Raw genomic sequence first — 24,922 nt, forward strand, 5'->3', positions numbered from 1 at the left:
TCCGTGCCGGTCACGGCATCTGCGTGGCCAACGCGCCGCGGTGCACCTCCGGGTTGTAGTAGCGCGTACGGATACCGCTACCCTCGAACCGGTCCGCGCTCGGCGGCGCCAGGATGCCGCCCTTGCGGGCCTGGGTCGCCGACCACCAGCCCGACGGGTAGCAGGGCTGCGGAAAGCCCAGGGTCCGGATCGTGTCGAAGCCGGCCTTCTCCATGTTGCCGCGAATTCCTTCGATCAGGTTCTGGTGGATCAGCGGCGATTCGCTCTGCTGGACCAGGATGCCGCCGTCGGCCAGGGCGCGGTGGCAGTCGGCCACGAACTCGGGCCCGAACAGGCCCTCGGCCGGACCGATGGGGTCGGTGGAATCGACCAGGATCACGTCCAGCGATCCAGCGACCGTGTTCTTGATGAACGCCAGGCCGTCGTCGAAGACCAGTTCGGCGCGCGGGTCGTCGTTGCGCTCGCACAGTTCCGAAAAGTGCTTCTCGCTCAGCCGGGTGACCTGCTCGTCGATCTCGCACTGCACCGCCGACTCGACCTCGCGGTGGGCCAGCACCTCGCGCAGCGTGCCGCAGTCGCCGCCGCCGATGATCACGACCCGCTTCGGCGCCGGGTGCGCGAACAGCGCCGGGTGGGTCATCATCTCGTGGTACAGGAAATTGTCCCGCGTGGTCAGCATGACGAAGCCGTCGATGACCATCAGGTTGCCCCAGTGACGGGTCCGGTAGACGTCGATGGTCTGGAACTCGGTCTCGACGTGATCGAGATGCTCGTCGACCTGCCAGCCGACCACGCTGCCGGCCTCCTTGCAGACCTCGGTGAACCAGTTCTCGGAGTCGGGCAGCATCTTCGAACCTCTCGGTGGCAATGAGCCCCGTATTGTAGCCAGCCGCCGTCTTCCTGCCGGCGGCCCTTACAATGCTCGTCTCTTCGCACGCAAGGTCTGCCATGGGCACCGAAACGACCGTCGAATCGATCGACGCCGCTCGCCGACGCTACGCCATTCCGAACTGGTCGGAAGGCTTCTTCGATGTCGACGGCGAGGGCCGGCTGGTCGCCAGCCCGTCGGGGCCCGGCGGCGAGTCCATCGCCCTGACCGACGTGGTCGACAAGGCGCGCCGCCAGGGCCTTCGCCTGCCGCTGCTCGTGCGTTTCCCGGACATCCTCCGCCAGCGCGCGGCCGACCTGCGCACCGCCTTCGAGACCGCGATCCAGGCCAGCGACTACGCCGCTGCCTACACGCCGGTCTACCCGGTCAAGGTCAACCAGCAGTCCTCGGTGGTCGGAACCCTGGCCTCGGTCGACGGCCTCGGGCTGGAAGCCGGCAGCAAGCCCGAGTTGATCACCGCGCTGGCGGTGGCACCGGCCGGCCGCACGATCATCTGCAACGGCTACAAGGACGCCCAGTACATTCGCCTGGCGCTCAGCGGCCTGAAGCTCGGCCTCAAGGTGATCATCGTCATCGAGAAGCCGGGCGAGTGGGCGCTGATCGAGCGCGAGGCGCGGGCGATGAAGATCGACCCGGTGCTCGGCGTTCGCCTGCGCCTTTCGGCCCTGGGCAAGGGCAACTGGCAGAACACCGGCGGCGAGCGGGCCAAGTTCGGCCTGGCCGCCGGGCAGCTGGTCGAGCTGGTCGAGACCCTGCGCGAGGCCGGCTGCCTGGACTGGCTGAAGCTGCTGCACTTCCACATGGGGTCGCAGATCTCGAACCTGCGCGACATCCAGCACGGCGTCCGCGAGGCGGCCCGCTACTACGCCGAGCTGCGCGCCGACGGCGTGCCGATCGACACGCTCGACATCGGCGGCGGCCTGGGCGTGGACTACGAGGGCGGCCGGGCGCGCACCTACTGCTCCATGAACTACTCGATGGGCCAGTACGCGCAGGCGATCGTCGGCGGCATCGCCGACCTGTGCCGCGAGCGCGAACTGCCGATGCCGGCGCTGGTCTCCGAGTCGGGGCGTGCGCTGACCGCGCACCATGCGGTGCTGGTCACCCACGTGACCGAAACCGAGCGCTTTCCGCGCGGCCTGGAGTTCGCGCTGGGCGAGGGCACGCACCCGGTGGTGGTCCACCTGAGCGAGCTGCTGGGCTCGGTCGACGACCGCGAGCCGGAGGAATGCTTCCTCGAAGCCGAGCACTGGCTCGACGAGGGCCGCAACCTGTTCATGTACGGCGACCTGCCGCTGGACGACCGCGCCCGCCTCGAGCCGCTGTACTTCGCGATCCTGGAAAAGGTGGCCGACAAGCTCGACCCCGACCACCGGCGCCACCGCGAGCTGCGCGAGCGCATCCGCTTCCACCTGTCGGACAAGTACTTCATCAACCTGTCGATCTTCCAGTCGCTGCCGGATATCTGGGCGATCGACCAGGTGTTTCCGATCGTGCCGCTGCACCGGCTCGACGAGAAGCCGACCCGCCGGGCGGTGCTCGAGGACCTGACCTGCGACTCCGACGGCCGCATCGACCACTACGTCGAGCGAGGGTTGCTCGAGCCGACGCTGCCGGTCCACGAGCTGCGCCCGGGCGAGCCCTACCTGCTCGGCATCTTCATGGCCGGGGCCTACCAGGAGACGCTCGGCGACATCCACAACCTGTTCGGCGATACGGACAGCGTCGACGTCGCTGCCGGCGCCGACGGCTTCACGCTGCGCAACGAGCGCCCGGGCGACACGGCCGACAGCCTGCTCGAACTGGTCGGCTTCCAGCCGCGCCAGCTGCTCGCCGCGTGCCGGGCCAAGGTGGCGGCGGCCGGCCTGCCCCGGGAGCAGGCCGACTCCATCGAGCGCCTGCTGACCGAGGGTCTCTCGGCCTATACCTACCTGGAGACCGGCGCATGAAGACCGGCTGGATCGGGCTCGGCGCGATGGGCGCACCGATGGCCGGCCACCTGCACGCCGCCGGCCTGCTGCACGGAGCCTGGAACCGCGGCGCGGCTCGTCGTGACGCCTTTGCCGACGCGTATCCCGACGCCGCCGTGGCCGAGTCGCCGGAGGCGCTGGCCGAAGCCGTCGACGTGCTCGCCCTGTGCGTTTCCGCCGACGCCGACCTCGCCGCGGTCCTCGACCGGGTCGCGGACCGCCTGGCGCCCGGCACGGTCGTGGTCGACCACTCCACCGTCTCGCCCGCGGCCGCGCGCAGCGCGCACGCGCGCCTGACCCAGCGCGAGGTCGCCTTCGTCGACGCGCCGGTCACCGGCGGCGTCGAGGGCGCGAAGAACGGCCAGCTGGCGATACTGGTCGGCGGCGATGCCGAGGCCGTCCAAACGCTGCACCCGCTGTTCGACGCCTACGGCAAGGTCTGGAAGCACCTCGGCCCGCCCGGGTCCGGCCAGGCGGCCAAGGCGGTCAACCAGCTGATCGTCGCCGGCATCGCCGAGGCGGTCTGCGAAGCGCTGGCGCTGGTCGAGAAGCTGGACCTGCCCGCCGACGACATGCTCGAACTGCTCGGCGGCGGCGCGGCCGGCAACTGGTTTCTCGACAAGCGCGGGCGGACCATGCTGGCCGATTCCTTCGAAACCGGCTTCGAGCCGGCCCTGCTGCTGAAGGACCTGAAGATCTGCCGCGCGCTGGCCGACGAGGCCGGCCTGGAATCCACCGTGCTGCCGGGCGCGATCGCCGACTACCAGCGGCTGGTCGACGGCGGCGAAACGGGCCGCGATATCTCGGCGCTGATCCGGCTGAAGCGCTAGCGAATCGATCGACACTCATCTTCGGAGACGTTCATGGACTACCTCAGGACCCCCGACGATCGCTTCGAAGGCCTGCCCGACTGGCCCTTCGATCCGAACTATCTCCATGTCGACGACACGGAGGGCGGGCGGCTGCGCGTGCACTACGTCGACGAGGGGCCGCACGATGCCGATCCGATCCTCCTGCTCCACGGCGAACCGACCTGGAGCTACCTCTACCGCCACATGATCCCGCCGCTGGTCGACGCCGGCCATCGCGTGATCGCGCCCGACCTGGTCGGCTTCGGCCGCTCCGACAAGCCGGCGCGGCAGCAGGATTACAGCTACGCGCGCCACGCGCGCTGGCTGGCCTCGACCATCGCCCAGCTCGAACTCACCCGCATCACCCTGTTCTGCCAGGACTGGGGTGGCCTGCTCGGCCTGCGTCTGGTCGGCGAGAAGCCGTCGCGCTATGCCCGGGTGGTGGCCGCCAACACCTTCCTGCCGACCGGTGACGAACCGGTCGGCGAAGCCTTCGAGCAGTGGCGTGCGTTCTCGCAGTCGGTGCCGGAATTCCCGGCCGGCGCCATCGTCGACAAGGGCACGGTCCGCTCGTTGAGTGCGGCCGAGCAGGCGGCCTACGATGCACCGTTTCCCGAAGAGACCTTCAAGGCCGGGGCGCGGCGCTTTCCGATGCTGGTGCCCGTGCGGAAGGACGACCCGGAAGCCGAGACCAACCGCGACGCCTGGAGCGCGCTGGCGCGCTTCGACCGGCCATTCCTGACCGCCTTCGGCGACAGCGACCCGATCACTCGCGGCGCGGACCGCATCCTGCAGCAGCGCATCGCCGGCGCGGCCGGGCAGGCCCACGAGACGGTCGAGGCCGCCGGCCACTTCCTGCAGGAAGACCAGGGTCCGCGCCTGGCTGAAATCATCGTGAACCTGATCGATACTACGCCTGTACCCTGATCCTGCCGATCCGATGCCCGAGACCGCCGGCCGCTTCCTCCGCCCCCCGTTTCCGCCCGCTCGATCCGCCGCGTGCTTCTGCGGCAGCGGTCGACGGTTCAAGCACTGCTGCGGATGCACCGGCGCCGACCGGTCGACGCCGGCCGGCATCGGCATCGTGCCCGACTTCCTCGACGCGGCGACCTGCCGGTCGATGGTCGAGCATGCCGGCAGCTGCCGCTCGGAACGCCTGAAGGTCATCGACCCACAGCGGTCCACGCCCGGCAAGGTGGTGTCGAAGGACGACGATCGCCGGGTCACCGAATGGGTCGAGCTGGGCGACCGGCAGGCCGAACTCGATCGCTGGGTCGTGCGTGCCCTGACCGAGACCATCGCGCCGGTCTGCAAGCGGTCCTTTGCCTGGTTCGAGCGGCCCCACGTGCTCAAGTACCGGCCCGGCGGGTTCTACGAGGGCCACGCCGACAGCGACCACGTCGACCCGAACACGGGCCGCTGGCAGAAGGTGCTGGACCGCGACGTCAGCCTGCTGATCTACCTCAACGACGGCTTCGAGGGCGGCACGCTGCACTTCGAGCACTTCGAGTTCACGCTGCAGCCGAAGCCCGGCATGCTGGTCTGGTTTCCGTCGGACGTCCGCTACAAGCACACCGCGCGGCCGGTCACCGACGGCCTGCGCTACGCGGTGGTCAGCTGGGCGGCCTTCGACGACGAGCCGCGGGTCAAGGACGCACCGCCGCGCAGCGCGGTCGGGCTGCCCCGGCCGGGCGAGTGACGATCGCGCGCCGGATCCTGGAGGAACGCCGATGACCGACGGACCGGACTTTCCCTTCCGCGAACCGTTTCCGCCGGGCCGGACCGCGCCGTGCTTCTGCGGAAGTGGCCAACGATTCAAGCATTGCTGCGTCGCGGCCGGGCGGGAAGGGCGGGTGCCGCACGGCATCGGCATCGTTCCGGACTTCCTCGATGAAGCCGAGTGCAAGGCGATCTGCGACGAGTTGAAGGACCGTCCTTCCGAACGGCTCCTTGCCGTCGACCACCAGCGCTCGAACGCCGAGCGCACGGTGCGCAAGCTCGACGATCGGCGGGTCACGGATCGGGTCGAGGTCGGCGACCTGCAGGCCCGGCTCGACGGCTGGGTCGAGCGCGCCCTGGCCGAGCGGATCGGGCCGGCCGTCGGCCGCGAGTTCGCGTGGTACGAAGAGCCCTACGTACTCAAGTACAACCCGAGTGGCTTCTTCGTCTCCCACGCCGACAGCGACACGATCGACCCCGCGGCAGGGCGCTGGAAGAAGGTGCTGGACCGCGACGTCAGCCTGCTGATCTACCTCAACGACGAATACACCGGCGGCCGCCTCGACTTCGAGCACTTCGAGTTCTCGCTGCGGCCGAAGGCTGGCATGCTGGTCCATTTCCCCTCCGACATGCGCTACCAGCACGCCGCGCGACCGGTCGAGTCCGGCCTGCGCTTCGCGATCGTCAGCTGGGCCGCGTTCACCGATTCGAAGCGGGTCAAGACGCGACCGCCCGACGAGGCGAAGATGCTCTGATCATCGATGCGCTCGACGCACCGACACGCACCGGGAGCCACTGGATGACCAACAAGACCGTACCGACCGACGCCAGCGTACAGGCCTACCTCGACGCCATCGACGACCCCTCGCGCCGCGCCGATTGCGACCGGCTCGTTGAACTGATGCAACGAGTGACCGGCGAGCCGCCGACGATGTGGGGCCCGTCGATCATCGGCTTCGGCAGCTACCACTATGTCTACGACTCCGGCCGCGAGGGCGATATGTGCCTGACCGGCTTTTCGTCGCGCAAGACCGCGCTCTCGATCTACGTGATCAGCGGCTTCGAAGACCGACCGGAACTCATGGAGCGCCTGGGGACGTACAAGACCGGCAAGAGTTGCCTGTACGTCAAGCGATTGGAGGATGTCGATCTCGATGTGCTCGAAGCGTTGGTCCGGGATTCGGTCGCGGAACTTCGCAAGCGCTATCCGCCGGCCTGAATCTCGCCCTTCCGGTTGACCCGGATCCGCAGCATGATCAGCGCCGCGCCGGCCAGCAGCAGGATGGCGGCGGCCTCGTACAGCACCGCCTGCGGGGCCATGTCCTTGCCCTGCAGCACGATCAGCCGCGAGAGCGCGGTGATGGCGATGAAGATCGGGTACATGAACGGCGACCCCACACCCGTGTAGAACACCGCGATCATCGCCAGAACCTCGGTGTAGAGGAACATCAGCAGGATGTCGGCCAGGGTGATGTCGCGCAGTTCGACCACCCGGAGGATCTCGATGCCGGCCGCGCCGAGGGTCATCAGGGCGGTGACGATCAGCAGGCCCTTCTCGATGTAGCCGAAGCCGGCCATGGCCACGCGGTCGGCGGCCGCGTTCGCGGCGAGATCGCCGGCGGCGGGGGTCTGTTCCTGTTCGGCCGACATGGCTCTCTCCCTGGCGTGTCTCGTGACGGGCCTGTTTCGGCGCCGGCCTGGCTCGGCACGGGCCTGTTTGCACGACTCTAGCAGTGGGGGGTGACGAGCGCCAATGCCGGCGTTCCGTCACATCTCGCCGCACCCTGCGTCTCTTGTCTTCGAACCCTCTTCGAAATCCAATTCGAAACCGGAGACGCCCATGCACCGCACCCTCTTACCGCTGATTCAACGTTCGATCCTGCTCCTCGCCCTTGCGCTGGCCTTTGTTGCGACCCCGCCGGCCCTCGGCGCCGACGACCCGCGCCCGTACCGGGTCGACACCGCCGGCGAGGGTCGCTCGATCTGGCTGATTCCCGGCCTGTCCAACCCCGGCCACGTCTGGGACGACCTGGCCGGGCGCCTGCGTGCGGCCGGCTACCGCACCTACGTGCTCACACTCGCCGGCTTCGCCGGTGTGCCGGCCGTTCACGGCGACGGGCCGTTCCTGCCGCGCGTCCGCGACGCGCTGGCCGACGATCTTGCGGCCGAATTCGAAGAGAACCCCGGCGCGCCGCCGGTGGTCATCGGCCACTCGCTGGGCGGCTTCCTGGCGTTCTGGCTGGCGGCGACCGAGCACCAGCACCTGGCCGGCGCGATCGCCGTCGACGGCGTGCCGTACCTGGCCGCGCTGGGCAACGCCGAGGCGACCCCGGAGAGGCAGCGCGGGGCCGCCGACCAGCTGGCCGCGTTCATGGCCAGCCTGACGCCCGAGCAGTTCGCGCAGCAGAACCGGATGAGCCTGCAGGGCATGGTCGTCGACCCCGAGGCGCGGCAGCGGGTCGGCGACGACAGCGTCCGCTCGGATCCCGCGACGGTCGGCCGCGCCGTGGCCGAGATGCTGACCACCGACCTACGCCCCCTGATGTCCGACGTCGAGGTGCCGGTGCTGCTGGTGCAGGCCGCCGACAGCGGCGCGAACGACGCCATGCGCGCCGCCTACGCCGCGCAGGTCGACGCCATCCCGGACCACCGCCACGTGGTCGCCGAGCAGGGCCGCCACTTCGTCCAGCTCGACGACCCTGAGTTCCTGGCCGGCGAAGTGCTGGAATTTCTCGCCCGCATCGAGCAGGATGCCGGCGATGAGTGAGGTCACCGCACTGGTCCAGCGACACCTGCCGGCCGCGCGTTCGGGCGACCGCCGCGCCTTCGCCGCGCTGGTGGCCGCCACCCAGGGCACGGTGGCCAGCATCGCGCTGGCGATCGTACGCGACGTGCAGCACAGCGAGGACGTCGCCCAGGAGGTGTATCTGCAGGTCTGGAGCAAGCTCGACGAGCTGCGCAACCCCGACAGCTTCCTGCCTTGGCTGCGCGAGATGACCCGCAATCGCTCGCTCGACTTCCTGCGCCGGCGCAAGGTGCGCCCGGGCGACATTCCCAACGAAGACCCCGAGGCCCGGCTGGCCCAGCTGGCCGCTTCGGACCGCACTGCGGACGTCGTCGAAGAGGACGAGCGCGCCGCTGCGCTCGAGCAGGCCTTCGACGCACTGCCGCCCGAGGCGCGCGAAGTGCTGGCGCTGTACTACCGGGAAGGCGAGTCCACGGCCCAGGTCGCCTCGCTGCTGGGCCTGCGGCCAGCCACGGTTCGCCAGCGCCTGTCGCGAGCGCGCAAGGCGCTGGCGGCCGGGGTCGAACAGGCGCTTGCCAGCAACCTGGTCCGCACCGCGCCCGGCGCGGCGTTCACCGCCGGCATCGCCGCGCTGCTGACGACCGCATCGCCGCCGGCCGCGGCCGCCGCCGTGGCGGCAGGCCTGGGCAGCAAGTCGCTGATCAAGCTGTTCGCGACCGCCGGTCTCGGCGTCGCCCTCGCGCTGCTCGGCGGCATCGCCGGCGTGGTGATGGGCATCCGCCCGCACCTGAAGACCGCCTTCGACGAGCGCGAGCGGCTCGAGCTGCTGGCGCACCGTCGAAAAGGCGTGGCGGCGGTCGTGTTTGCCGTCGGCGGCTTCACCGCCTCGGCCTTCGTGCCGGGCGCGTGGCTTCCGATCGCCGTGTTCGTGCTGTTCTTCGGCGTCATCGGCTACCAGTCGGCGGTGGCCATCCCGCGCACGCTCGCCCGCCGCATGGCCCACGAGCTGGCAGTGGACCCGACCGCCCCCGCGCGCCACCGCCGCCAGCGCATCTGGTGCTGGGTCGGCCTCATCGGCGGTGGTCTGTCCGGCTTCGGCGGCCTGATCGCCGGGCTGGTGTCGTCGGGGCGTCTGCCGCTGGGTTGAGCACGGACTGCCGTGCGTGACCTGCCCGAGAGGGTGGTGCGGTCACGGCGAGGTCGTGGTGCTACAGCATCCCCAGCACGGCCTGCATCTTCTTGTCGATCAAGGCCATCTCCGGCTCATCGAGCCGGGCCAGCGGCCCGTCGCTGAACCGGCCGGTGTCCAGGGACTGGATCTTGTCGATCATCACCCACGAGGATTTGCGCAGGCGTCCGCGCGGCGGCACTTCGACGCGCAGGGCATCCGCGCCGGCCCAGAGTTGTGAGGTCAGCGGCAGTACGATCAGGGTTCCGGGCGATTCCAGGGTCAACCAGTCGGCCTGGACGATCACGCACGGCCTCGCTTTGCCGACTTCCCGCCCTCGAAAGGGCTTGAAGCTCGCGACCCAAACCTCGCCGCGCTGCATTCTCAGTCCCACCACCGCTCTTCGGGATCGACCCCCGCGGCACGCTCTTCGGTGTCGATGTTCTCCAGCCAGTCCTCGACACCCTCCTCGGCGACGGCGGTGGCCTCGCCCTTCGCGTCGGGATCCGAGTACAGCGCCCTGGCCGCCCGGCGCATTTCCGCCACGACCCGTTCCTTCTGCTTGCGCGTGAGGTAGTCGCCGACCGCCTCGCGCACGAGCTCCGAGCGGCTGCGCGCGGTCCGCCGCATCTCTTCGTCCAGCTTCTTCTCGACGTCCGGCGGCAGGCGTACGCTGATGTTGGCCATGTGCGACACATTGCGTAATACAAAACGTGTCACGAAGTGTACTCGGCTGGGCGCGCCGTCGCAATTTCTTGGGCAATGACGATCGCAAGCGCTCGTCCGTGCAGCAGGCCAGGCGGGGGTTGGAGCGCCGAGGCGTACGGGCGCCTCGTGGTCTCGCGGTGCGGAGCGCGTTCGGTTCGGAGGTGACGTGATTCGCGGTCCGCGAACCGAGGGCAGTGGCCCAAGCCACGGCCGAGGGCCGCGGACCGCTAAGCGCGGTGCCTCCGAGCGAACCTGAAAGGGCGATTTATCGTCGCGCCCGTGCAGCGGGGCAACGAGGTGCCCCTCAAACGTCGGCAAACTGCTCCGAATCGCCGATCCAACGTTCGATCAGCACGTCGGCCGAGTCGCGGTCCAGCTTCGCGGCCAGGGCCGGCACCTGCTCGACCCGGTCCGCGTCGCGGGCCAGGTCGGCGATGCGGAAGCGCAGCATGCCGGTCTGGCGCGTGCCGAGCACTTCCCCCGGGCCGCGCAGCTCCAGGTCGCGCTCGGCGATGCGGAAGCCATCCGTAGTTTCGCGCATGACTTCCAATCGGGCCTTGGCCAGCTCGCCGAGGGGCGGCTTGTACATCAGCACGCAGGCGGCCTGCTCGCTGCCGCGGCCAACCCGGCCGCGGAGCTGGTGCAGCTGCGAGAGCCCGAGCCGCTCGGCGTTCTCGATGATCATCAGGCCGGCGTTGGGCACGTCGACGCCGACCTCGATGACCGTCGTGGCCACCAACAGGTGGATCTCGCCGGCCTTGAAGCGCTCCATCACCGCCTGCTTGTCGCGCGCCTTCATCCGGCCGTGTACCAGGCCGACGTCGAACTCGGGCAGTTGTTCCTTGAGCGCCTCCCAGGTGGTCTCGGCGGCCTCGGCCTCGAGCAGGTCGGACTCCTCGATCAGCGGACAGACCCAGTAGGCCTGGTGACCGGCCGCCAGCTGCGTTCGGATCCGGTCGACCAGTTCGTCGCGGCGGTCGTCGCGGACCAGCGCGGTGGTCACCGGCTTGCGGCCCGGCGGCAGTTCGTCGATGACCGAGACTTCCAGCCCGGCGTAGGCGGTCATGGCCAGCGTGCGCGGGATCGGTGTCGCGGTCATCACCAGCTGATGCGGAATCCGCGTGCGTCCCCGGCCCGTGGCCTCGGCCCCCTTGGCCGCCAACGCCAGCCGCTGGTGAACGCCGAAGCGGTGCTGCTCGTCGACGACCACCAGCCGCAGCCGATCGAATTCCACGCCCTCCTGGAACAGCGCGTGCGTGCCGATCGCCACCGGCGCGCCATTGGCGAGCTTCTCCAGCGCCTCGCGCCGCGCCCGGCCGCTGACCTTGCCGGCCAGCCACACGGGCTCGATGCCCAGCGGCTCGAACCAGGCCGAGAAGTTCTCGCGGTGCTGCTCGGCCAGGATCTCCGTCGGCGCGACGATCGCCGCCTGCGCCCCGGCGCCGACGGCCTGCGCCACCGCCGCGGCGGCCACCAGCGTCTTGCCCGAACCGACGTCGCCCTGCAGCAGCCGGCGCATCGGGCGCGTGCCCGAAAGGTCCTTCGAGATTTCGCCGATGACGCGCGTCTGTGCCCCGGTCGGCGTGAACGGGAACTGCGCCAGCAGTTTCGCTACCAGCCCGGCCTCGTCGTCCAGTGCATCGGCGTGCTGCTTCGCCCGGGCCCGGTTCAGGCGCGCCAGCGCCAGGTGGTGGGCCAGCAGCTCCTCCAGCGCCAGCCGCTGCACGGCCGGGTCGTAACCGTCGATGATCGCGTCCAGGTTGGCCGTCGCCGGCGGCCGGTGGACCGTGGCCAGCGCCTCGGCCAGCGTGCCGAGGCCATCGACCTTGCCCAGCGGGTCGGGCAGGGCGAGTTGCCCGTTCAACGCGCGGTCCACGGTTTCGAGAATGCGCTCGGCGAGCCGTGCCTGGCCCAGCCCGGCGGTGGTCGGATAGACCGGCGTCAGGTGGTCGGGCAGCGGCGGCTCGTGCCCTTCGCGGAGGTTCCTGCACTGCGGGTGCGCCATCTCGTAGCCTTCGGGCCCGAAGCGCACCTCGCCGAAGCAGCGCACGAGGTTGCCGACCGCGAACTGGCGCTTCTGGCTGGTGTAGAAGTTGAAGAAGCGCAGCACCACCTGGCCGCTGTCGTCGGCGACCACCACCAGCAGGCTCTTGCGGCGCGCGTAGCGCACCTCCTGGTGCGTCACGCGTCCCTGGATCTGCGCCGTGGTCGACGGCCGAAGGCGGCCGATCGGCGTGATCCGCGTCCGGTCCTCGTAGCGCAGCGGCCGGTGGAACAGAAGATCGACCTCGTCGATCAACCCCAGCGCCTTGAACTTCGCCGCGATCGCCGGCCCGACGCCGTTCAGTTCGGAAATCGGGCGGCCTGCGCGCGCAGCCGGTTTCGACGATGGATCGGCCATGCCCAATCCTAGTCCCGATCCGGACCTCGATCCGTCCGAATCAACCGGGAATGTGCGCGATCGCGTCCATCTCCACGTCCACGCCCTTCGGCAGCGCCGCGACCTGCACCGCGGCGCGGGCAGGGTAGGGCTCGGCGAAGTACTCCGCCATGATCGAGTTGACCTCGGCAAAGCGCCCCAGGTCGGTCAGGAACACGTTCAGCTTGCAGATGTCGTTCAGGCTGCCGCCTGCGGCCTCGCAGACCGCGGCCAGGTTGTCGAATACCCGGCGCGTGCGGGCCTCGAAATTGCCGTCGATCAGCTCGCCGGCGGCCGGGTCGAGCGGGATCTGGCCAGAGAGGTAGATTGTGTCGCCGGCGCGAATGGCTTGGGAGTACGGGCCGATGGCGGCGGGGGCGGAGGGGGTGTGGATGGGATGTTTGTGCATGGTCGGACGGGCTCATTATCGGAATGGTGTCAGGATATACCGAGGACAGCAGGCGCATGGTTTGCAGGTCGACGAGCCCGCTAGGCTCCCGATATGGTTGGGACGATTTCTAGCGATGTGCTTGCAGTCCTCGGGCTTTTTTTCGTTTACGTGGTGTTTAGCCCTGAAGAGCCGACGCGAGCAGATACCTTCATCGCGGAATCTAATGGACACCCGCATGATCGAGCGAACTTTTGGCTGCGTTTGCTGGTGTCACGACATGGGTGTCCGCACTCTACGTTGATCATTTGTTCAAAGGCGAACCGTTTTCTCTTACGCTGGGAAACTCATGGGTTATAAGCGAAGAACCTCACGCTTTCATGTGGATACAGGGCCGTGCTCGCTGTTCGAGCGCGTTCGATTCAAGATGCAAAGCCCGCGCCGGCTCAAGTGCCATGGAAAGCACGTTTCCGAGAGAGCGCTTCAAAGGGGTGCGCCGTTGGAGGCGATTTGCGATTTCGACCCGAAAGAGTGGGATCTGATGACAGCCGAGGTCGATGAGGCCAAAGGCAAGTTCGTCAGCTCTGCCTGGTCGCGAAAAATCGAAGGGCGTACTTGGTGGGTGGTTATTGGTCTCGGTGACTCGATCAAGACTGTAATCGAAAAGGAATCTGACGGGCTGCACGAAAGAATTGTGCATTCGGGCGCGCTGTTCAAGAGAGTCGACGCCACGAACCGGGAGCTGATGGCTCAGGAATTCCGGAAAGAGTAATTCACCCATGACGTTGCCTCCCCACGAATCCATGCACTTCACTTCATTTCTCTACATCGGCGAGACGGAATCCCGCGCCGGCTTTCTGACCTGGTCGCCTCGAACGATCCCGCCACAAAAGCGATCGCGCATTTTCCGGGTGGCGCGATGCCTTGGTATTTGCCGTAAAGGGGGAGAAGAACCGGTGTCTGAAACGCCGGGGGGAGCGGGTCGTCAGCCGGTGGTTCAGCTCGGCATCGGGAGGGGGCTTGTCCGGGCATCGTGAGGCAGATGATCCGGAGGGCGCGATGAACGACAAGGTCAGCGAGTCAAGAGAACACCATTCCTCGGTATCGCGGAGCAAGTCGAGTTCGCTTGGTCTTCAACTTCTGGTGTTCTTCGGCTTGGCCTGGATCGGCCCCGTCCAGGCCGAGCTCTGCAACGACGCGCCCGATGCCCGGGCACGTGCCGAAGCGGCGCATCTGCATTCGGCAGCGTCGCCGTTCGCAACCTCCGCGGATGCCGACGAGGACTACGATGCGCTGGTGATCCACTGCAACCGGAAGCGCGACGGAAAGGGCGACCGCATCGAGGACGAGATTCCGGAGAATCACGCTTTCCCGCCGGACCTGGAGCCCCGGATCGTGAAGGGCTCCTACCGCTATTTCGGCCTTGCCCCGGGCATCAAGTACACCTACGACCTGTCGCGCGACAGCGGCACCTGGGTGATCACGCTGCCCATCGAGTTCGATCTCCCCAGCCGGCGGCGGGACGCCATCGACCTGCCGATCGCCCTGGCCGACGATCTCGGTCTCACCGCTGCGGGAGGAATCTGTGACGGGCCGGCCGCAAGCTCGGTTTTCATCCCCACCCTCAACGCAAGCCCGGCGGACCTGTTGGCGGGCGGGCCGATCGACGACGATGACGCGGACGCCGATGCCGACTCCTGTCGGGTGCCCCGGACCCTTGTGGCTCAGCATGCGACGAGCGGCCTGGAGACCACGGTGATCCACCACTTGAGGGAATTCTGGCGCGAGGAGATTACCGCCCGCTGGAATACCCCGGGGGTCTTCCGCGTCGATCCGCTATTCGTCAACTGCGAGCCGATTCTCGGTCACTTGCACAGTGCCTGCGAGAACCCGACCTCCGCGCAGATGGCGGCCTGGGAGCGCAGCGGCATCATCTGGAAGGTCCGGTTCAACCTCAAGCCGGACCACCGGCCTTCGTTCCGTCGCTGGACCTTCAAATGGGATTTCATGTACACCGGCACCGACTTCCATCTTCCGCACGAACTGGGCCACGTGTTCGGCCTCGACGACGAGTATGGAGAGTTCGCCAACGGCATCGGCACCGGCAACCGGGAGTGCACCAACATCCACGTCGACGCCGACGAGTACCTGATGTGCGATAGCGCTGGAGACGTCCAGGCCGTTCACTACTGGTTGATCACCCGCCGCTACGCCAGCGCCAAGGAATACGCCTGCGACGATACGGGCGATTGCGACGACGGGGAGTTCTGCGCGCGGCGTGGTCCTTCCCGGAACGTCTGCGAGTTCCGGCGCGAGGAAGGGAGTCGTTGCGGGCGAGTCGAGCAGTGCGATCACGGTCTCGTGTGCCGGGGGCGGCCCTTCGGGCGTTGCGTGGCACCGTCGAACCGGGATCTGGGCGCGGCCTGCATACGCGACGCGCAGTGCGCGAGCGGCAGTTGCAGCGCACAGGGTGCCTGCCAGTGCGCCGAAGACAGCCAATGCGGCGCAGCGGCGTACTGCCGGAAAGGGCCCCCGGGCATCGGAGAGAATCGATGCGAGTCCCGCCGCAACGACGGCCGCGGCTGCACCCGGGCCAGCCAATGTGCGTCCGGGCGCTGCTCGGCGGGGTTCTGCCGGGCGCAGAACGAGTGCTCCAGCGACGGGGATTGCCAACAGGACCAGTTCTGTCATCGGGCAGGCGTGAACGACTGCCGGGCCAGGCACCCCAACGGACATACCTGCACCCGCGCCGCACAGTGCGATTCGGGACGATGTTCAGCGGGTTTCTGTGCGGCAGCGAACGAGTGCAGTCGCGACGGAGACTGCGGCGCCGATCAGTTCTGCCACAGGGCCGGCCGCAACGACTGTCGAGCAAGGCATCCCAACGGGCACGTCTGCACTCGCGCCGCGCAATGCGAATCGGGCCGTTGCTCGGCAGGATTCTGCGCGGCGGAGAACGAATGCAGCAGGGATACGGACTGTCTGCTCGACGAGTTCTGCCACACGCGGGGCCGCAACGACTGCCGCGCCCGCTTCGACCTGGGCCAGAGCTGCACCCGGGATGCCCAGTGCAACAGCAACTGCTGCAAGGTGCACAACTTGCGGCCCCAGTGCCGACCGACCAACCGCTGCGACTGAGGTCTGCGTCGCGATATCGAGAGGCCGAGCCCGCAGACGCTCATCGAGTTGGAAGGCAGTCCCTCGCCGATGCGGTCTGCGGGGACCGCAGACTCCCATCCTGTAGAGACGAAAGAACTCGCGAGACTGCGCCACCTCTAGGAATGCGCTACGCTGCGCGCATCACGCCGCCTGCTCAGAATCAAACAAGCGAGTTGCCCTTATGTACGACGAACCAGGCTTTCCGCGAGACGTTGAACCAGAAGAGCCTGGAATCACGCTTGACACGTTCGTTTACTGCAGCCGTGCGTCTGAAGGCGTTGACGACGCGGAGGTCGATCGCATCATCGAATTCTCCCAACGCCAGAATGCTTCTAGGGGCATCACCGGCGTGCTGGTCTTCGGCAGCGGCGTTTTCTTCCAATGGGTCGAGGGGCCGCCGACCGAAGTGCAGAAACTGATCGTGAGCCTCCATGGCGATTCGCGGCATTTCGATATCGTCGAGTTGGACCGATGTGTCGATAGTCGCGAGCGTCTGTACCCGGCCTGGGGGATGGAGCGAGTCGAAGCCGACGACCTCCGCGAAGTGCTTCAGGACGCGCTCGAGAGCACCGAAGATGAGCTTAACATCGCGGCACTGAAGCGAATATTCGAACACCTCGATTCGGCGCCGATGGCTTCGCTTGGGCAAAGTTAGCCAAGCCAGTCCACCAACGCCAAAGCCATCTTCGGACTTTTTTTCTGTAATCGCGTAGTATCCGCATAGCGGAACCTGCTGGGTACCCATCCTCCAGGATGAATCGGCTGGACACCCATCACCCGTAATACCCAGTGGGACCTGTTCGGCGTTCGGTACAAGCGTCAGGCTGCGTAAAATGACTCCATGAAGATCAGCGAACGCACGAAATCCCGGTGGGCAGCGTATTTCGGCGGGGCGACCGTTGTGGCATCCCTTCTACTGGTGGCCTGGGAGATCCGCCAGAACACCGTGGCCCTAACGGCACAGTCGCTGCAAGACCTGAATGCCATGGCAAACGAGATCCTGATGACCGCTGCGGAAAGCAGTCAGTTGTCCGAAGTCCTGGTCAAGGGCGATGAAGATCTGTCGGCGTTGACCGGTGCCGAACGCTCCCAGTACTGGGCGTACAACTACGGCGTCATCAATGCGATGGACGCGGCGTTCGGGTTCTATGAGAAAGGCATCCTCGACGAAGCCGATTACTCGGGCTGGCGCAGGTACACCTGCGACTATCTTTCAGATCCTTCCGTCCGAGTCATCTGGGACGAGGACAAGGCGACCTTCGGCACCGAGTTCTCTGCCTACGTAGAAGCGGAGTGCGGGTTCTGAGAAGCCGCTTCCCGGTGCAGATAAGTGAAGGGCCAATAGACGCCGTATCCGCGCTGAGAATCTACCGTTGAATCTACTTTGAATCTACTGGACACCCACGTTGTAGGCACACGTTGTAGGAATTTGCTGGACGTCCACGGTGTAGGACATCCCTCACGCGTTTCGAGCTCGAATGCACAATGGCGTTGCTCGAGCTTGCCGAGGTGCTCTACTTTCGCTCGCGTGGTCGCGGACGGATAGTGCTTTCGTTCCGTGCACGTCGACCCCGCTTGTCCGAGTAGAAGTCTTGGATCTGCTCGAAGTCGGTCTCGATGTCTTCTCCGGGCACAAAGGACTCGCCGATGCCGATCTGCTTCCGGCTGTAGTCGATATAGGCCATGACGACGGGCACGTTCGCGGCGCGGGCGATGTGCCAGAAGCCGGACTTCCAGTGGTCGGTGAGGCCTCGGGTGCCTTCGGGGGCGATGGCGAGGACGAGGTCGTCCGCGTGATCGAAGCGCTCGGCCATCTGCTCGATCATGTTGCCGCGCTTGCTGCGGTCGACCGGGATGCCGCCCCAGAAGCGGAAGAGCGGGCCCAGCGGCGACTCGAACAGGGTGTTCTTGCCGATCCAGTGCACCTTCAGGCCCAGCCCCCAGGCGGCCAGCAGGCCGATGACGAAATCCCAGTTGCTGGTGTGCGGCGCGAAGATCAGCACGTAGCGGCGCGGCGGGGGCTCGTGTTGCGTCAGTGTCCAGCCGAAGATGCGGAGCAGGAATCGGGCGAGGGCTTTCATTCTTGGATGGGAATGTCCGTCAATCCGCCATCTTAGTCCGGGCGCGGTCGCGCGAACCACGTGGATTGCGACTCACCGCGGCGGGTCGATCTGGCCGCCGATCGAGGCGTTGACGCGGAACCAGCCGGCGATGCTGCGGCGTGGGGCATTCGTCGGGCGGACTTCGTGGGGGACCTCTTCGGACAGGAACAGGGCCAGGGTGCCGGCGCGCGGGGCGATGCGGGCGCGCTCGGTGGTTTCGTCGTCTTCGTACAGCACCAGTTCGCCGGCGTGGTCCGGCTGCCAGTCGGGATTCAGGAAGGCGACCAGGGAGACGACGCGGTTGGCGGCGCCGCGGAAGCTGTCGAGGTGGGTGCGGTAGAAGGCGCCCGGTGCGTACAGCGCGAAGTGGGCCTCGAACTCGAACAGGCCGAGGAACAGGCGGCGATTGAGCTCGAGCTTGATTGCCTGGGCGAAGTCGAGGAAGCCTGCCTGGATTTCGGACTCACGGTTCAGCCAGCGGATGCGGTCGCGGCGGATGTCGCGGTCGAGCTGGAAATCGGTCTCGCGGCCGATGCCGGCGCGCTTCAGGCGGTCCTCGTCTTCGAGGCGGTCGAGCTCGGCGGCCAGGTGCTCGGTGAGTTCTTCGGTGAGAATGCCTTCCCCGGCCCACCAGCCGTGGGCGGTCAGCGCGGCGGTGATGTCGTCCAGCGGCAGACGTGCCGCGGACGCCTCAGCCCATTTCGCGCTGGACACGGAAGACCTTGGGGTTGCGCCGCAGGCGCGTCAGCACGCGGGCCAGCTGGTTGCGGTCCCGCAGGCCGATCAGGAAGTGCAGTTCGGCGGTGTCGCTGGTGCTCTCGCGCTGCTCGACGCGCTCGATGTTGGCGTCGGCCTGGCCGATCGAGGCCGAGACCGAGGCCAGCACGCCGGGGCCGTTTACGGTGACGACCTTCAGCAGCGCGCTGAAGCTGCCGCGCGGCAGCGGCTCCCATGCCACGTCGAGGCTTCGTTCCGGGTGCTGGCGCTCCAGCGCGGGCACGTTCGGGCAGTTGTGGCGATGGACGACGATGCCCCGGCCCGGCGACAGGTAGCCGGTGATCCGGTCGCCCGGAATGGGGTGGCAGCAGTTGCCGTAGCTGATCGCGTTGCGCTCGGAGCCGCCGACGGTGAACACGTCGCCGGTGGCCACCTCGCCGCTGCGCTTCTGGGTGATCGGCAGCAGCTTCTGGGCCACGGTGGCGGCCAGCAGCTCCCCGCGCGCGATGCGCATCAGCAGGTCCTCCAGGCGCTCCAGCCCGGCCTTGCGGACGTAGCGGTCGAGCTTGCGGCTGGAGATGTTGTCCAGCGAGCTGTTGCGCCGCGCCAGCGCCTGGTCCAGCAGGCGGTGGCCGATGGCCACGGAATCGGCCTGTTCCAGGTTCTTCAGGTGCGAGCGGATCGCGGTGCGGGCCTTGGGCGTCACCACGTGCTCCAGCCACTCCGGCCGTGGTTCGACCGTCTCGTCGGTCTCGATGTGCACGGTCTGGCCGTTCTCGAGCACCGTCGACAGCGGTGACGGCTTGTTGTCGATGCGCGCCCGCCGGGCCCGGTTGCCCACGTCCGTGTGGATCGCGTAGGCGAAGTCCAGCGCGGTGGCCCGGGCTTTCAGGTCGATGATCTTGCCGCGCGGAGTGAACACGTAGATCTCGTCCGGGAACAGCTCGGACTTGGCCGTGTCGATGAACTCCAGCGACTCCTTGGCCCGCGACTGGGTCTCGACGAGCTTCAGCAGCCACTCGCGGGCGCGCACGGCCGTCGAGCCGTCCGGCGGCGTGGCCTTGTACAGCCAGTGCGCCGCCGCACCCTTCTCGGCGACCATGTCCATCTCCTCGGTGCGGATCTGGATTTCCAGCGGCACGTTGTACGGCGAGGTCAGCACCGTGTGCAGCGACTGGTAGCCGTTGGCCTTGGGCAGGGCGATGTAGTCCTTGAAGCTGCCGGGCCGCGGCTTGTACACCGCGTGGACCACGCCGAGGGCCTGGTAGCAGTGCGACTCGGCCTGGGTGACGATGCGGAACGCGTACAGGTCGTTGACCTGCTCGAAGGGCACCGACTTGTCGCGCATCTTCGAGTAGATGCTGTACATGCTCTTCTCGCGCCCCTCGACCCGCGCCGCCACGCCGGCCTCGTTCAGGCGCTTCTTCAGCGTGTCGGTGACCGCGTCGAGGATTTCCTTGCGGTGCTTGGTCATCGACCGGAGGCGGCGCGAGATGATCCGGTAGCGGTTCGGGTGCAGGTGCTGGAAGCCCAGGTCCTCCAGCTCGTTCTTCAGCGCGTTCATACCCAGGCGGTCGGCGATCGGCGCGTAGATCTCCAGGGTTTCCGACGAAATCCGACGCCGCGAGGGCGGCGACATGGCCTCGATCGTGCGCATGTTGTGCAGGCGGTCGGCCAGCTTGATGAAGATCACCCGCAGGTCGCGGCTCATGGCCAGCAGCAGCTTGCGGAAGCTTTCCGCGTCGGCCTCCTGGCGGGTGCGGAACTTCATCTTGTCCAGCTTGGTGACGCCATCGACCAGCTTGGCGACCTGTTCGCCGAACTCGCGCTCCAGATCGGCCAGCGTGACGTCCGTGTCCTCGACCGTGTCGTGCAGGATCGCCGCGGTGATCGTCTGGTCGTCCATCCGCATGCCGGCCAGGATGCTGGCCACCGCGACCGGGTGCATGATGTAGTCCTCGCCGGACTTGCGGGTCTGGCCGCGGTGGGCTTCCTCGCCGACCTCGAACGCGTGCAGGACGGAGGCGACCTGGGTGGGTTCGAGGTACGTATTCAGGAGCCGCTTCAGCTCCTTCACCGCCGATGGATAGGTCATTGGCCTCTCCGAAGCGCTACTGCGCGTCCGGCTGCCGGCGTCCGGCGGTGCTCTCGAACGCGCCGCCTCGCTACTGCGCGCGCGCCTGGCACCGCCCGGCAGTGCTCGAAATCCTCATGGACTCGCGTGTCCATTCCGGTTTCTGCGCGCTGGCGGTCGCTGTCAGCCACGCGCTCGCTACGCGCTGCAGCGCGTTCGACCGCGATGAGAGGTTCATTAGCGCGATCACCGACCACGAGCCGCTCGCTACGCGCGCAGGGGCGCTCCTGGCTCCGTTCTGTGCAACCGGCGTCGCTTCGGTGATCGGGGGTTCCTGATACTCCGTAACTTCCGAGGCCGCCGCACCGCGCTACTGCGCGCTGACGGTCGCTGCCAGACACGCGCTCGCTTCGCGCTGCAGCGCGTTCTACGGAGAACCTGGTTGAACAGGCGCGGCTTCGAGCAGGGAGGAAGGGGTGCACCCGGGGTGCGCGGGCACGGTCAGCGGGGGCCGCTGATCGGTGCATGTCCGGGCGTCCTGAGGAGAGCGGAAGCTCAGTCCTCGTCCGGCGGGGGCGGCGGGAGTTCGGCCTGCATGGCGGCCAGCCGCGCGTCCAGTTCCGCCTGGTAGGTGCGGATGTTCTCGTGGTCGATCACGCCGTCGGCGATTTCGCGCAGGGCGATCACGGTCGGCTTGTCGGTTTCCTCGTCGACCAGCGGGTCGGCGCCGTTGGCGATCTGGCGGGCGCGCTGGGCGGCCATCACGATCAGGTTGAACCGGTTCGGTTCGATGTCGATACAGTCTTCTACGGTCACGCGGGCCATGAAGGACTCCTGCGAAGTTCACGTTGCAAAAAGCGAGCCCGATAGTGTACGCAAAATCGGGCCGGAAAGATACCCGGCAGCAGCGATCGCTCCCGGCTAGTCTTCGCGCAACAGGTCGTCCAGCCGGGCCTGCTGGACCTGCTGCTGGCGGCGCCGGCGCAGCGGCCAGGCGCGCAGGATGCCGACCAGGTCGGCGCGGGCCCGCTCGAAGTCGTCGTTGACCACGATGAAGTCGAACTCCATGCACGCCGACATCTCGTTGCGGGCCTCGCCGAGGCGGCGCTCGATGGCCTCGGGGCGGTCCGTGCCGCGGCCGGTCAGGCGCGACTTCAGCACCTCCAGCGAAGGCGGCAGGATGAAGATCTCGCAGGCCTCGGGGTGCGACTGGCGGATCTGCGCCGCGCCCTGGACGTCGATCTCCAGCAGCACGTCCTTGCCGTCGGCCCACAGCGCTTCGACGTGCTCGCGGTCCGTGCCGTAGTAGTTGCCGAACACCTGGGCGTGCTCGAGGTAGCGGCCCTCGCCGATGCGCCGGCGGAAGGTGTCGGCGTCGATGAAGTGGTAGGCCTCGCCGTCGACTTCGCCGCCGCGGGGCGCGCGGGTGGTGTCGGAGACGGAGAACGCCAGCCCGGGAAACTCCTCCAGCAGGCTGTTGATCAGGCTGGTCTTGCCCGCGCCGCTGGGCGCGGCTATGACGTACAGCTCGCCGATCCGTCCCGCTTCGGCCCGCTTCGGCTCACTCGACATTCTGGACCTGCTCGCGCATCTGTTCGATCAGCACCTTGAGTTCGACGGACACCCCGGTCGTCTCGGTCGCCACCGACTTCGAGCCCAGCGTGTTGGCTTCGCGGTTGAGTTCCTGCATCAGGAAGTCCAGCCGGCGGCCGACCGGCTCGTCCAGGGTCAGCACGCGCCGGACCTCGGCGACGTGGGCTTCGAGCCGGTCCAGCTCCTCGTCGACGTCGAGCTTGCCGAGCTGCAGGGCGATCTCCTGCTCCATCCGGCCGGGCTCGATGTCCGCGCCGAGGCCTTCAAGGCGCTCGCGGAACCGCGTCTCCAGGGCCGTGCGGACCGCAGGCAGGTGCTCGCGGACGATTCCGGCCTGCTCCAGGATGCCGTCCAGCCGCGGCTCGAGCATCTCGACGATCGCGGCGCCTTCGCGCTCGCGGGCCGCCAGCAGCGCGCCGAGGGTGTCGTCGAGCAGGGCCATCGCGTTGGCCTGCTCGGCTTCGAAATCGGGCCGCTGCTCGGCGACCAGGCCGGGCCAGGCCAGCAGCCGCACGAGGTCCGGCGGCGCGGAGTCGCCGGCCAGCTCGGCGAGATCGCGGTGGCGGGCGAGCAGCGACTCGGCCAGCGGTTCGTTCAACGAAAGCGAGGCCGACGCCGACGAGGGGTCGGGCTGGTAGCGCAGCGTCACGTCGAACTTGCCGCGGCTGAAGCGATCCTTCAGCCGGGCCCGGATGTCGGGCTCGAGCGCGCGAAACTCCTCCGGCAGCCGGAGCGAGGCTTCGAGGTAGCGCTGGTTGACGCTTCGGACCTCCCAGGTCAACTGCCCGGAGGCGCCGGCCGCGCTGCGGCTGGCGTAGGCGGTCATGCTTCGGATCAAGGCGGGATCCCGGTTGCGAGGAAAGCGCTACATGGTACCCGATCGACCGTCGCCGGCCCGCCCGGCGGCGCCTGCCGCGGGGACGTCGCCCCGGCCGGACCGCGGCTGCGTGGTACGCTTCTGCACCCGGATCTCCGGCCCGTTGCAGGGCCGGGGCCCGGCCCCGAATCCACCCGTTCCAAGCACCAGGAGCCTGCCTTGTCCCGACCCCAGTCCCGGCCATCCGGACGCCGCCCCGACCAGCTACGCCCGATCGACATCCAGCGCGATTTCACCATGCACGCCGAAGGCTCGGTGCTGATCAGCTGCGGCGAGACGCGCGTGCTGTGCACCGCCAGCGTCGAGGACCGCGTGCCGCCGTGGCTTCGCGGCAAGGGCTCGGGCTGGGTCACGGCCGAGTACGGCATGCTGCCCCGGGCCACCGGTTCGCGGAACATGCGCGAGGCGACCCGCGGCAAGCAGGGTGGCCGGACGCTGGAGATCCAGCGCCTGATCGGCCGCAGCCTGCGCGCGGTGGTCGACCTGAAGGCGATCGGCGAACGCACGATCACGCTGGACTGCGACGTGCTCCAGGCCGACGGCGGCACCCGGACGGCCTCGATCACCGGCGCCTACGTCGCGCTGGTCGACGCGGTCGGCAAGCTGATGAAGAGCCGCAAGCTCAAGCGCGACCCGATCCACGGCCAGATCGCCGCGGTCTCCGTCGGCATCGTCGGCACGGACCCGGTGCTCGACCTCGACTACGCCGAGGACTCGACCGCCGAGACCGACCTGAACGTGGTCATGAACGACGGCGGCGGGTTCATCGAAGTGCAGGGCACGGCCGAGGGCCACGCGTTCCAGCGCGCGGAATTCGACCGCATGCTCGACCTCGCCGAGGCCGGGATCCGTGACCTGATGGCCGCGCAGACCGCCGCGCTCGAGAGCGAGACGAGCGGCGACAAGAGCGGAGAGGAATCGGCCTGATGGCCCGGCGTCCGCTCGTCATCGCCAGCGGCAACGCCGGCAAGCTGGCCGAGTTCGACCAGATGCTCGGGCCGCTGAATTTCGAGGTCCGTCCGCAGTCGGACTTCGGCGTCGAGACGCCGCCGGAGACCGGCCTGACCTTCGTGGAGAATGCGCTGATCAAGGCGCGTGCGGCCGCCGAAGCCGCCGGCGGCCCGGCCCTGGGCGACGACTCGGGCCTGGTGGTCGAGGCGCTGGACGGGCGCCCGGGCATCTACTCGTCGCGCTTCGCTGGCGAAAACGCCAGCGACGACGACAACATCGACAAGCTCCTGGACGAATTGCGCGACCTGCCCGAGGAGCGCCGCGGCGCGTACTTCTTCTGCTGCCTCGTGCTGCTGCAGCACGCCGAGGACCCGGCGCCGCTGATCGCCACGGGCCGCTGGCACGGTCGCATTCTCGAGGCACGCCGCGGCACCGGCGGCTTCGGCTACGACCCGGTCTTCCATGACCGGCGCATGGGCGCGACCGCGGCCGAACTGCCGGCCGGCGAGAAGAACCGCGTCAGCCACCGTGGCCGCGCGCTCGACCAGCTGATCCGGCTGATCGACGAGCGCTGAACAACGTCGGTCCCGA

26 protein-coding genes are annotated in these 24,922 nt (G+C 68.0%); 14 read left to right on the forward strand and 12 right to left on the reverse strand.

Annotation, left to right across the window (positions count from 1 at the left end; genetic code table 11):
- Window positions 1-10 precede the first annotated feature (10 nt).
- Window positions 11-847 (reverse strand): polyamine aminopropyltransferase, encoded by an 837-nt coding sequence (speE, locus tag KUV67_07890; GenBank protein MBY6204797.1) that lies wholly within the window; start codon window positions 845-847, stop codon window positions 11-13.
- Between the two features lie 101 nt (window positions 848-948).
- Between speE and speA the strand changes: the two genes are divergently transcribed.
- Genes speA through KUV67_07920 form a run of 6 tightly spaced genes read left to right on the forward strand, consistent with a single transcriptional unit; the run spans window position 949 to window position 6,648 of the window.
- Window positions 949-2,838 carry a biosynthetic arginine decarboxylase gene (gene speA, locus KUV67_07895; GenBank protein ID MBY6204798.1) on the forward strand — a complete coding sequence of 630 codons (1,890 nt, stop codon included), beginning with the start codon at window positions 949-951 and terminating at the stop codon, window positions 2,836-2,838.
- Window positions 2,835-3,689: an NAD(P)-dependent oxidoreductase gene (locus KUV67_07900; protein ID MBY6204799.1), complete on the forward strand. Its 855-nt coding sequence runs from the start codon at window positions 2,835-2,837 to the stop codon at window positions 3,687-3,689. The genes speA and KUV67_07900 overlap by 4 nt, the downstream gene beginning before the upstream one ends.
- A 33-nt stretch (window positions 3,690-3,722) precedes the next feature.
- Window positions 3,723-4,637 (forward strand): haloalkane dehalogenase, encoded by a 915-nt coding sequence (locus KUV67_07905; protein MBY6204800.1) that lies wholly within the window; start codon window positions 3,723-3,725, stop codon window positions 4,635-4,637.
- Between the two features lie 13 nt (window positions 4,638-4,650).
- Window positions 4,651-5,409 (forward strand): 2OG-Fe(II) oxygenase, encoded by a 759-nt coding sequence (locus KUV67_07910; protein ID MBY6204801.1) that lies wholly within the window; start codon window positions 4,651-4,653, stop codon window positions 5,407-5,409.
- A gap of 31 nt (window positions 5,410-5,440) precedes the next feature.
- Window positions 5,441-6,184 carry a 2OG-Fe(II) oxygenase gene (locus KUV67_07915; protein MBY6204802.1) on the forward strand — a complete coding sequence of 248 codons (744 nt, stop codon included), beginning with the start codon at window positions 5,441-5,443 and terminating at the stop codon, window positions 6,182-6,184.
- 44 nt (window positions 6,185-6,228) lie between these two features.
- Window positions 6,229-6,648, forward strand: coding sequence for a DUF1801 domain-containing protein (locus KUV67_07920; protein MBY6204803.1), 420 nt, complete (start codon window positions 6,229-6,231; stop codon window positions 6,646-6,648).
- On the opposite strand, the gene KUV67_07925 is transcribed toward KUV67_07920, so the two are convergent.
- Window positions 6,633-7,079, reverse strand: coding sequence for a phosphate-starvation-inducible PsiE family protein (locus KUV67_07925; GenBank protein ID MBY6204804.1), 447 nt, complete (start codon window positions 7,077-7,079; stop codon window positions 6,633-6,635). The genes KUV67_07920 and KUV67_07925 overlap by 16 nt on opposite strands.
- A 190-nt stretch (window positions 7,080-7,269) precedes the next feature.
- On the opposite strand from KUV67_07925, the gene KUV67_07930 reads away from it, so the two are divergent.
- Together KUV67_07930 and KUV67_07935 are read left to right on the forward strand one after the other, a co-directional pair.
- A complete protein-coding gene (locus KUV67_07930) occupies window positions 7,270-8,196 on the forward strand; it encodes an alpha/beta hydrolase (GenBank protein MBY6204805.1) in 927 nt (308 codons plus the stop codon).
- Window positions 8,189-9,322 carry a sigma-70 family RNA polymerase sigma factor gene (locus tag KUV67_07935; GenBank protein ID MBY6204806.1) on the forward strand — a complete coding sequence of 378 codons (1,134 nt, stop codon included), beginning with the start codon at window positions 8,189-8,191 and terminating at the stop codon, window positions 9,320-9,322. Before KUV67_07930 ends, KUV67_07935 begins: the two co-directional genes overlap by 8 nt.
- A 61-nt stretch (window positions 9,323-9,383) precedes the next feature.
- Here KUV67_07935 and KUV67_07940 read toward each other — a convergent pair whose 3' ends face one another.
- From KUV67_07940 to KUV67_07955, 4 genes are all read right to left on the reverse strand, one after another.
- Window positions 9,384-9,725 carry a type II toxin-antitoxin system PemK/MazF family toxin gene (locus KUV67_07940; protein MBY6204807.1) on the reverse strand — a complete coding sequence of 114 codons (342 nt, stop codon included), beginning with the start codon at window positions 9,723-9,725 and terminating at the stop codon, window positions 9,384-9,386.
- 2 nt (window positions 9,726-9,727) lie between these two features.
- The gene (locus tag KUV67_07945; GenBank protein ID MBY6204808.1) at window positions 9,728-10,030 is read right to left on the reverse strand and encodes a ribbon-helix-helix protein, CopG family; all 303 of its coding nucleotides are present in this window, start codon (window positions 10,028-10,030) and stop codon (window positions 9,728-9,730) included.
- Between the two features lie 325 nt (window positions 10,031-10,355).
- On the reverse strand, window positions 10,356-12,452 hold the full coding sequence (recG, locus tag KUV67_07950; GenBank protein ID MBY6204809.1) for an ATP-dependent DNA helicase RecG: 2,097 nt from the start codon (window positions 12,450-12,452) through the stop codon (window positions 10,356-10,358).
- A 40-nt stretch (window positions 12,453-12,492) separates the two neighbouring features.
- Complete coding sequence (locus KUV67_07955) at window positions 12,493-12,879, reverse strand: RidA family protein (protein ID MBY6204810.1); 387 nt, start codon at window positions 12,877-12,879, stop codon at window positions 12,493-12,495.
- 328 nt (window positions 12,880-13,207) lie between these two features.
- Between KUV67_07955 and KUV67_07960 the strand changes: the two genes are divergently transcribed.
- From KUV67_07960 to KUV67_07975, 4 genes are all read left to right on the forward strand, one after another.
- Complete coding sequence (locus KUV67_07960; GenBank protein MBY6204811.1) at window positions 13,208-13,630, forward strand: hypothetical protein; 423 nt, start codon at window positions 13,208-13,210, stop codon at window positions 13,628-13,630.
- 287 nt (window positions 13,631-13,917) lie between these two features.
- A complete protein-coding gene (locus KUV67_07965; GenBank protein MBY6204812.1) occupies window positions 13,918-15,996 on the forward strand; it encodes a hypothetical protein in 2,079 nt (692 codons plus the stop codon).
- 202 nt (window positions 15,997-16,198) lie between these two features.
- The gene (locus tag KUV67_07970) at window positions 16,199-16,672 is read left to right on the forward strand and encodes a BLUF domain-containing protein (GenBank protein MBY6204813.1); all 474 of its coding nucleotides are present in this window, start codon (window positions 16,199-16,201) and stop codon (window positions 16,670-16,672) included.
- 186 nt (window positions 16,673-16,858) lie between these two features.
- On the forward strand, window positions 16,859-17,323 hold the full coding sequence (locus tag KUV67_07975) for a hypothetical protein (protein MBY6204814.1): 465 nt from the start codon (window positions 16,859-16,861) through the stop codon (window positions 17,321-17,323).
- Window positions 17,324-17,531: 208 nt separating this feature from the next.
- Here the strand turns inward: KUV67_07975 and KUV67_07980 are convergent, their stop codons facing one another.
- From KUV67_07980 to KUV67_08005, 6 genes are all read right to left on the reverse strand, one after another.
- On the reverse strand, window positions 17,532-18,098 hold the full coding sequence (locus tag KUV67_07980; GenBank protein ID MBY6204815.1) for a lysophospholipid acyltransferase family protein: 567 nt from the start codon (window positions 18,096-18,098) through the stop codon (window positions 17,532-17,534).
- A 72-nt stretch (window positions 18,099-18,170) separates the two neighbouring features.
- Window positions 18,171-18,833 (reverse strand): 2OG-Fe(II) oxygenase, encoded by a 663-nt coding sequence (locus tag KUV67_07985; GenBank protein MBY6204816.1) that lies wholly within the window; start codon window positions 18,831-18,833, stop codon window positions 18,171-18,173.
- Window positions 18,811-20,931, reverse strand: coding sequence for a bifunctional (p)ppGpp synthetase/guanosine-3',5'-bis(diphosphate) 3'-pyrophosphohydrolase (locus tag KUV67_07990; GenBank protein ID MBY6204817.1), 2,121 nt, complete (start codon window positions 20,929-20,931; stop codon window positions 18,811-18,813). Before KUV67_07990 ends, KUV67_07985 begins: the two co-directional genes overlap by 23 nt.
- 534 nt (window positions 20,932-21,465) lie before the next feature.
- Window positions 21,466-21,735, reverse strand: coding sequence for a DNA-directed RNA polymerase subunit omega (gene rpoZ / locus KUV67_07995; protein MBY6204818.1), 270 nt, complete (start codon window positions 21,733-21,735; stop codon window positions 21,466-21,468).
- A gap of 96 nt (window positions 21,736-21,831) precedes the next feature.
- Window positions 21,832-22,482, reverse strand: a complete 651-nt coding sequence (gmk, locus tag KUV67_08000) for a guanylate kinase (GenBank protein MBY6204819.1) — start codon at window positions 22,480-22,482, stop codon at window positions 21,832-21,834.
- Entirely contained in the window at window positions 22,472-23,329 is an 858-nt protein-coding gene (locus KUV67_08005; protein MBY6204820.1) for a YicC family protein, read from the reverse strand. The genes gmk and KUV67_08005 overlap by 11 nt, the downstream gene beginning before the upstream one ends.
- A gap of 210 nt (window positions 23,330-23,539) precedes the next feature.
- On the opposite strand from KUV67_08005, the gene rph reads away from it, so the two are divergent.
- Together rph and rdgB are read left to right on the forward strand one after the other, a co-directional pair.
- The gene (gene rph / locus KUV67_08010) at window positions 23,540-24,307 is read left to right on the forward strand and encodes a ribonuclease PH (GenBank protein ID MBY6204821.1); all 768 of its coding nucleotides are present in this window, start codon (window positions 23,540-23,542) and stop codon (window positions 24,305-24,307) included.
- The gene (gene rdgB / locus KUV67_08015; protein ID MBY6204822.1) at window positions 24,307-24,906 is read left to right on the forward strand and encodes an RdgB/HAM1 family non-canonical purine NTP pyrophosphatase; all 600 of its coding nucleotides are present in this window, start codon (window positions 24,307-24,309) and stop codon (window positions 24,904-24,906) included. The genes rph and rdgB overlap by 1 nt, the downstream gene beginning before the upstream one ends.
- Window positions 24,907-24,922: the final 16 nt, after the last annotated feature.

It is taken from the genome of Halomonas denitrificans (genome assembly GCA_019800895.1).
Taxonomy (GTDB): domain Bacteria; phylum Pseudomonadota; class Gammaproteobacteria; order Xanthomonadales; family Wenzhouxiangellaceae.

What these genes read in the sequence shown, in the direction of transcription:
- KUV67_07970 (MBY6204813.1), top strand. Translation starts at nt 16,199, where the DNA reads ATGTACGACGAACCAGGCTTTCCGCGAGACGTTGAACCAGAAGAGCCT.
- KUV67_07990 (MBY6204817.1), bottom strand. Translation starts at nt 20,931, where the DNA reads ATGACCTATCCATCGGCGGTGAAGGAGCTGAAGCGGCTCCTGAATACG.
- rdgB (MBY6204822.1), top strand. Translation starts at nt 24,307, where the DNA reads ATGGCCCGGCGTCCGCTCGTCATCGCCAGCGGCAACGCCGGCAAGCTG.
- KUV67_07940 (MBY6204807.1), bottom strand. Translation starts at nt 9,725, where the DNA reads ATGCAGCGCGGCGAGGTTTGGGTCGCGAGCTTCAAGCCCTTTCGAGGG.
- rpoZ (MBY6204818.1), bottom strand. Translation starts at nt 21,735, where the DNA reads ATGGCCCGCGTGACCGTAGAAGACTGTATCGACATCGAACCGAACCGG.
- KUV67_07965 (MBY6204812.1), top strand. Translation starts at nt 13,918, where the DNA reads ATGAACGACAAGGTCAGCGAGTCAAGAGAACACCATTCCTCGGTATCG.
- KUV67_07960 (MBY6204811.1), top strand. Translation starts at nt 13,208, where the DNA reads ATGGGTTATAAGCGAAGAACCTCACGCTTTCATGTGGATACAGGGCCG.
- KUV67_07930 (MBY6204805.1), top strand. Translation starts at nt 7,270, where the DNA reads ATGCACCGCACCCTCTTACCGCTGATTCAACGTTCGATCCTGCTCCTC.
- KUV67_07935 (MBY6204806.1), top strand. Translation starts at nt 8,189, where the DNA reads ATGAGTGAGGTCACCGCACTGGTCCAGCGACACCTGCCGGCCGCGCGT.
- speA (MBY6204798.1), top strand. Translation starts at nt 949, where the DNA reads ATGGGCACCGAAACGACCGTCGAATCGATCGACGCCGCTCGCCGACGC.
- KUV67_08005 (MBY6204820.1), bottom strand. Translation starts at nt 23,329, where the DNA reads ATGACCGCCTACGCCAGCCGCAGCGCGGCCGGCGCCTCCGGGCAGTTG.
- KUV67_07915 (MBY6204802.1), top strand. Translation starts at nt 5,441, where the DNA reads ATGACCGACGGACCGGACTTTCCCTTCCGCGAACCGTTTCCGCCGGGC.
- KUV67_07905 (MBY6204800.1), top strand. Translation starts at nt 3,723, where the DNA reads ATGGACTACCTCAGGACCCCCGACGATCGCTTCGAAGGCCTGCCCGAC.
- KUV67_07945 (MBY6204808.1), bottom strand. Translation starts at nt 10,030, where the DNA reads ATGGCCAACATCAGCGTACGCCTGCCGCCGGACGTCGAGAAGAAGCTG.
- KUV67_07975 (MBY6204814.1), top strand. Translation starts at nt 16,859, where the DNA reads ATGAAGATCAGCGAACGCACGAAATCCCGGTGGGCAGCGTATTTCGGC.
- gmk (MBY6204819.1), bottom strand. Translation starts at nt 22,482, where the DNA reads ATGTCGAGTGAGCCGAAGCGGGCCGAAGCGGGACGGATCGGCGAGCTG.
- KUV67_07980 (MBY6204815.1), bottom strand. Translation starts at nt 18,098, where the DNA reads ATGAAAGCCCTCGCCCGATTCCTGCTCCGCATCTTCGGCTGGACACTG.
- recG (MBY6204809.1), bottom strand. Translation starts at nt 12,452, where the DNA reads ATGGCCGATCCATCGTCGAAACCGGCTGCGCGCGCAGGCCGCCCGATT.
- KUV67_07955 (MBY6204810.1), bottom strand. Translation starts at nt 12,879, where the DNA reads ATGCACAAACATCCCATCCACACCCCCTCCGCCCCCGCCGCCATCGGC.
- KUV67_07925 (MBY6204804.1), bottom strand. Translation starts at nt 7,079, where the DNA reads ATGTCGGCCGAACAGGAACAGACCCCCGCCGCCGGCGATCTCGCCGCG.
- KUV67_07920 (MBY6204803.1), top strand. Translation starts at nt 6,229, where the DNA reads ATGACCAACAAGACCGTACCGACCGACGCCAGCGTACAGGCCTACCTC.
- speE (MBY6204797.1), bottom strand. Translation starts at nt 847, where the DNA reads ATGCTGCCCGACTCCGAGAACTGGTTCACCGAGGTCTGCAAGGAGGCC.
- KUV67_07910 (MBY6204801.1), top strand. Translation starts at nt 4,651, where the DNA reads ATGCCCGAGACCGCCGGCCGCTTCCTCCGCCCCCCGTTTCCGCCCGCT.
- KUV67_07900 (MBY6204799.1), top strand. Translation starts at nt 2,835, where the DNA reads ATGAAGACCGGCTGGATCGGGCTCGGCGCGATGGGCGCACCGATGGCC.